At 67.9% G+C, this 5245-nt stretch carries 5 protein-coding genes; 2 read left to right on the top strand and 3 right to left on the bottom strand.

The window, feature by feature from the left end:
- Positions 1–338 precede the first annotated feature (338 nt).
- The 3 genes from AC07C1_RS36660 to thyX all read right to left on the bottom strand — a co-directional run bounded on the left by AC07C1_RS36660 (position 339) and on the right by thyX (position 4050).
- Positions 339–2024 carry a ribonuclease J gene (locus AC07C1_RS36660; protein ID WP_478946299.1) on the bottom strand — a complete coding sequence of 562 codons (1686 nt, stop codon included), beginning with the start codon at positions 2022–2024 and terminating at the stop codon, positions 339–341.
- 168 nt (positions 2025–2192) lie between these two features.
- Positions 2193–3092: a 4-hydroxy-tetrahydrodipicolinate synthase gene (gene dapA, locus AC07C1_RS36655; protein WP_478946297.1), complete on the bottom strand. Its 900-nt coding sequence runs from the start codon at positions 3090–3092 to the stop codon at positions 2193–2195.
- 211 nt (positions 3093–3303) lie between these two features.
- Positions 3304–4050 (bottom strand): FAD-dependent thymidylate synthase, encoded by a 747-nt coding sequence (gene thyX, locus AC07C1_RS36650; protein ID WP_478946295.1) that lies wholly within the window; start codon positions 4048–4050, stop codon positions 3304–3306.
- A gap of 176 nt (positions 4051–4226) precedes the next feature.
- Between thyX and AC07C1_RS36645 the strand changes: the two genes are divergently transcribed.
- The gene (locus tag AC07C1_RS36645; protein WP_478946293.1) at positions 4227–4463 is read left to right on the top strand and encodes a hypothetical protein; all 237 of its coding nucleotides are present in this window, start codon (positions 4227–4229) and stop codon (positions 4461–4463) included.
- A gap of 90 nt (positions 4464–4553) precedes the next feature.
- On the top strand, positions 4554–5123 hold the full coding sequence (locus tag AC07C1_RS36640; RefSeq protein WP_478946291.1) for a PH domain-containing protein: 570 nt from the start codon (positions 4554–4556) through the stop codon (positions 5121–5123).
- Positions 5124–5245 lie beyond the last annotated feature (122 nt).

The raw sequence follows: 5245 nt of genomic DNA, 5'->3' as shown, positions 1-5245 counted from the left end.
TGAGTTCTCAAGGAACGGTCGCTTCCTTTGTACTCACCCTCTCGGGCTTTCCTCCGGGCGCTTCCCTTCGGTCTTGCGTTTCCGACTCTATCAGATCTTCTCGATCCGATTTCCTCGGTGCTTTCCAGGTTTCCGCTTCCGCGTTTCCCTTTCCGGCGGTTCCGACTTTATCAGAAGTTCTGAGTCGGTTTTCCCGCCCCCTCCGGGCACCTGCGTCCAGCGCATGAAGTGCTGGGGTTCCCGGCTGGGCGGAGCCGTAAACGTACTGGAGCGGGGCTCCCCGATGCAAATCGAGGTGCCCCGCTCCAGGTTGGCGCGGACGGGCCGTCGTCGGACCGTCAGACCTCCACGACCACCGGGAGGATCATCGGCCTGCGGCGATACGTGTCCGAGACCCACTTGCCGAGGGTGCGGCGGATGAGCTGCTGGAGCTGGTGGGGCTCCACGACGCCGTCCTGGGCGGACCGCTCCAGGACTTCCGTGACCTTCGGGAGGACGACCGCGAAGGCGGAGTCCTCGATGCCGGAGCCACGGGCCTGGACGTGCGGGCCGCCGGTGATCTTGCCGGTGGAGGAGTCCACGACCACGAAGACCGAGATGATGCCCTCGTCGCCGAGGATCTTGCGGTCCTTGAGGGCCGGCTCGCCGACATCGCCGACGGACAGGCCGTCGACGTAGACGTAACCGGCCTGGACCTTGCCGGAGATCTTGGCCTTGCCCTCGATCAGGTCCACCGCCACGCCGTCCTCGGCGATGACGATCCGGTCGTGCGGGACGCCGGTCAGAGCGCCCAGCTCCGCGTTGGCGCGCAGGTGGCGCCATTCGCCATGGACCGGCATCAGGTTCTTCGGGCGGCAGATGTTGTAGAAGTACAGCAGCTCCCCCGCCGACGCGTGGCCGGAGACGTGCACCTTGGCGTTGCCCTTGTGGACCACGTTGGCGCCCCAGCGGGTCAGGCCGTTGATCACGCGGTAGACCGCGTTCTCGTTTCCGGGGATCAGCGAGGACGCCAGGATGACCGTGTCGCCGTCGACGATGCGGATCTGGTGGTCACGGTTGGCCATGCGGGACAGGGCCGCCATCGGTTCGCCCTGGGAACCCGTGCAGACCAGGACCACCTCGTGGTCGGGCAGGTCGTCCAGCGTCCTGACGTCGACCACCAGGCCCGGCGGGACCTTCAGATAGCCGAGGTCCCGGGCGATGCCCATGTTCCGGACCATGGAGCGGCCGACGAAGGCGACCCGGCGGCCGTACTCGTGGGCCGCGTCCAGAATCTGCTGGATGCGGTGCACGTGGCTGGCGAAGCTCGCCACGATGATCCGCTTGCGGGCGTTCGCGAAGACCGTGCGCAGGACGTTGGAGATGTCCCGCTCGGGCGGGACGAAGCCCGGGACCTCGGCGTTCGTGGAGTCCGCGAGGAGCAGGTCGATGCCCTCCTCGCTGAGCCGGGCGAAGGCGTGCAGGTCGGTGAGGCGGTTGTCCAGCGGCAGCTGGTCCATCTTGAAGTCGCCGGTGTGCACCACCATGCCGGCGGGGGTGCGGATGGCGACCGCCAGCGCGTCCGGGATGGAGTGGTTGACCGCGACGAACTCGCAGTCGAAGGGGCCGATGCGCTCGCGGTTCCCCTCCGCCACCTCGAGGGTGTACGGGCGGATCCGGTGCTCCTGGAGCTTGGCCTCGATCAGGGCGAGGGTCAGCTTGGAGCCGATCAGCGGGATGTCCGGCTTCTCGCGCAGCAGGAAGGGGACGCCGCCGATGTGGTCCTCGTGGCCGTGCGTGAGGACGATGCCCTCGATGTCGTCGAGGCGATCCCGGATGGACGAGAAGTCCGGCAGGATCAGGTCGATCCCGGGCTGCTCCTCCTCGGGGAAGAGCACGCCGCAGTCGACGATCAGCAGACGGCCGCCGTACTCGAAGACCGTCATGTTCCGGCCGATCTCGCCGAGACCGCCGAGCGGGGTGACCCGCAGGCCCCCCTCGGGGAGCGGCGGGGGCGAACCGAGTTCAGGATGCGGATGACTCAAAAGACTCTCCTCACCACGCGCGCCACGTACCGGTACGGCACGTGGCGCACATGACGTTCGTGCAGAAGCAGTTGTCGTTGTGGAATGCGGGCACCGGTGTGCCCGCTCTGTTCTGTTGTTCTTCGGTTGTTCTTCGGTTGTGAGGTTCAGGTGGTGCCAAGTCTGTTGTCAGAGCTGTACCCCGCCGGCAGCAAGATCGATCTTGAGCTGGGCGATCTCCTCGGGTGAGCACTCGACCATGGGGGCGCGCAGGGGTCCTGCGGGCAGACCCTGGAGCGCGAGCGCTGCCTTGGTGGTCATGACGCCCTGGGTGCGGAACATCCCGGTGTAGACCGGGAGCAGCTTCTGGTGGATCTCGGTGGCCTTGACGACGTCGCCGGAGACGTACGCGTCGACGAGGGCGCGCAGGTCGGGGGTGACGACGTGGCCGACCACCGAGACGAAGCCGACCGCGCCCACGGAGAGCAGGGGCAGGTTCAGCATGTCGTCGCCGGAGTACCAGGCGAGGCCGGACTGGGCGATGGCCCAGCTGGCGCGGCCGAGGTCGCCCTTGGCGTCCTTGTTGGCGACGATCCTGGGGTGCTCGGCGAGCCGGACGAGCGTCTCGGTGTTGATCGGGACGCCGCTGCGGCCGGGGATGTCGTAGAGCATGGCCGGCAGGCCGGTGGCGTCGGCGATGGTGGTGAAGTGCCGGTACAGGCCCTCCTGCGGGGGCTTGTTGTAGTACGGCGTGACGACCAGGAGGCCGTGGGCGCCGACGCGCTCGGCCTCGCGGGCCAGCTCGACGCTGTGGCGGGTGTCGTTGGTTCCGACGCCGGCCACGACATGGGCACGGTCGCCGACCGCCTCCAGTACGGCTCGTACGAGGTCCGCTTTCTCCGCGTCGCTGGTGGTGGGGGACTCGCCGGTGGTGCCGTTGACGATCAGGCCGTCGTTGCCTGCGTCCACCAGGTGGGCGGCGAGCCGCTGCGCGCCGTCGAGGTCGAGTGCGCCGTCCGCCGTGAAGGGCGTGACCATGGCGGTGAGGACCCGCCCGAAGGGGGTCTGCGGAGTGGAGGTCGGAGCCATGGGGAACACGCTACTCGGTGCTCAATACGTGGTCTGCCCTTGGGGTGCCGGGTAAGTCAGGACAAATACGGAACCCGGCACTGCCTGCTCGGGGGTTCAAGCAGTGCCGGGTCCGTTTGATCAGGCTAGATGAACTTCTCTAAATGCCGCAATACGGACACTTCGCCAGGCTGACCCGTACATCCGTTCCGAGTGGGGGAACAGGGCTTCGTCACGGAGCCACCCGCCCGTTCGCGTTGAAGGCGGCGTGCGTCAGCGGCATGAGCTTCGCCCACTCCGCCTCCATCTTCTCGCCGACCATCTCGATCTCCCGCTGCGGGAAGGACGGGACCTTGGCCAGCTCGTGCTGGGTGCGCAGGCCGAGGAAGTGCATCAGGGAGCGGGCGTTGCAGGTGGCGTACATGGAGGAGTAGAGGCCGACGGGGAGGGCCGCGCGGGCGACCTCGCGGGCCACTCCCTCGGCGAGCAGCTTCTGATAGGCCGCGTACGCCTGCTCGTAGGACTCCTCGAGGGTGCCGCGGACCGTCTCGTGCTGGGCCGGGGTGCCCTCGACGAAGACGTACTTGCCCGGACGGCCCTCCTGGACGAGCTTGCGGGAGGTGCCGGGGACGTAGAAGACCGGCTGCAGCTCCCGGTAGCGGCCGGACTCCTCGTTGTACGACCACCCGACCCGGTGCCGCATGAACTCGCGGAAGACGAAGATCGGGGCGCTGATGAAGAAGGTCATCGAGTTGTGCTCGAACGGGCTGCCGTGCCGGTCGCGCATCAGGAAGTTGATGAGGCCCTTGGAGCGCTCGGGGTCCTTCTTCATCTCGTCCAGGGACTGCTCGCCGACGGTCGAGACACGGGCGGCGAAGAGGACGTCGGCGTCCGAAGCGCTGGACTTCACCAGTTCGACGGTGACGTCACTACGGAACGTGAGCGACTCGGTGGTCACGGGGGTTGGGGTCCTTCCCATCACTTCTGCGGTTCGCGCCCACCTTACGGGGCACCCGCCGAGGCCGGAGCGGCACCTCACGTCGGAAGTCGCACCAGCGATCTTTTCGGACATGGGCACCTTTTGTGTCGCTCGATCGTCTGTATCGGTGAGGACCGCAGGTTCGATGCAAAACCCCGAAAGGAGAGGAAACCGCGATGTTCCGTCGGCGTGAGCCCGTACCCTTCGCCTTCCTGGCCGAGGCGGACAGGTTCCGCAGCAATGTCACTCCCCCGCCCCGTCGGCGGGGGTCCCTCGGGGAGGTGGCCGGGCGCTGGCTGCTGGGCCTCACCCTCGTCGCCGGCCTGGTCGGCGCCCTGATCCTCGCCATGCCGGCGCTCTCCACGCCGTCCAGTGCGCCGGTGCAGCAGTCCCAGGCGTCCCAGGGGCACTGACCCTTCCGGACGCTCAAGGCTGGTGAGCGGGAACCGGGCCGGATAGCCTCACCGGGCACAGCCCACGCGAGGACCGAGTGAGGACCAGCCGTGCCCCTGCCCTTTCTGACGGCCGACCGTACCTTCGAGGCGGCATCCGAGAGCGCGCTGCCGTACGACGACCGGGAGCGCTGGCGGCGCCCCTACCGGCCCGGGCCCTGGCGTGTGGGCGCGGCCGCTCTGTGGCTGCTGCTCGCCTCGTTCGTGCTGTTCGCCGCGGTCCTGATCGCTCTGACCGGCTCGGTGTCCTCCTCCGGGTTCTCCGCTGCCGGGGTGGTGCTCTGCGTGGGTCTGGCCGTCATCGCCGGTGCGCTGCGGCTGCTGCGCATGGGGGTGTGGGTGAGCGAGCGCGGGCTGCGCCAGGTCGGCCTCCTGGGGACACGGACGGTGCCGTGGGCTCGGGTGGTCTCCGTGCGGACGGTGCAGCAGCCGGTGCGCTGGCTGGGGCTGCCGCGCACGGTGCAGGGGCAGGCGCTGGTCCTCGTGCGCAGGGATCGGCGCGCCGAGGACACGGCTCCCCTGCTGACCACGCACGGCCTGGACTTCCTGGGCCGTCCGGCGGGTTTCGACCGGGCGGCGGACACGGTCGAGGCATGGGCCGCGGAGTACCGGCGCGGCTGACCCGGCGTCGAGACGCCGAAGGGGCCGGTCCAAACAAATATGTAGAAAACCCCCAAAAAAAAAAAAAAAAAAAAAAAACAAAAACAAAAACCCCACACAAACCCCCAACAAAAAAAAAAAAA

The organism is Streptomyces sp. NPDC045022 (assembly GCF_056432605.1).
The sequence above is the reverse complement of the archived record's forward strand: the minus strand, read 5'-3'. Positions and strand labels throughout refer to the sequence as shown.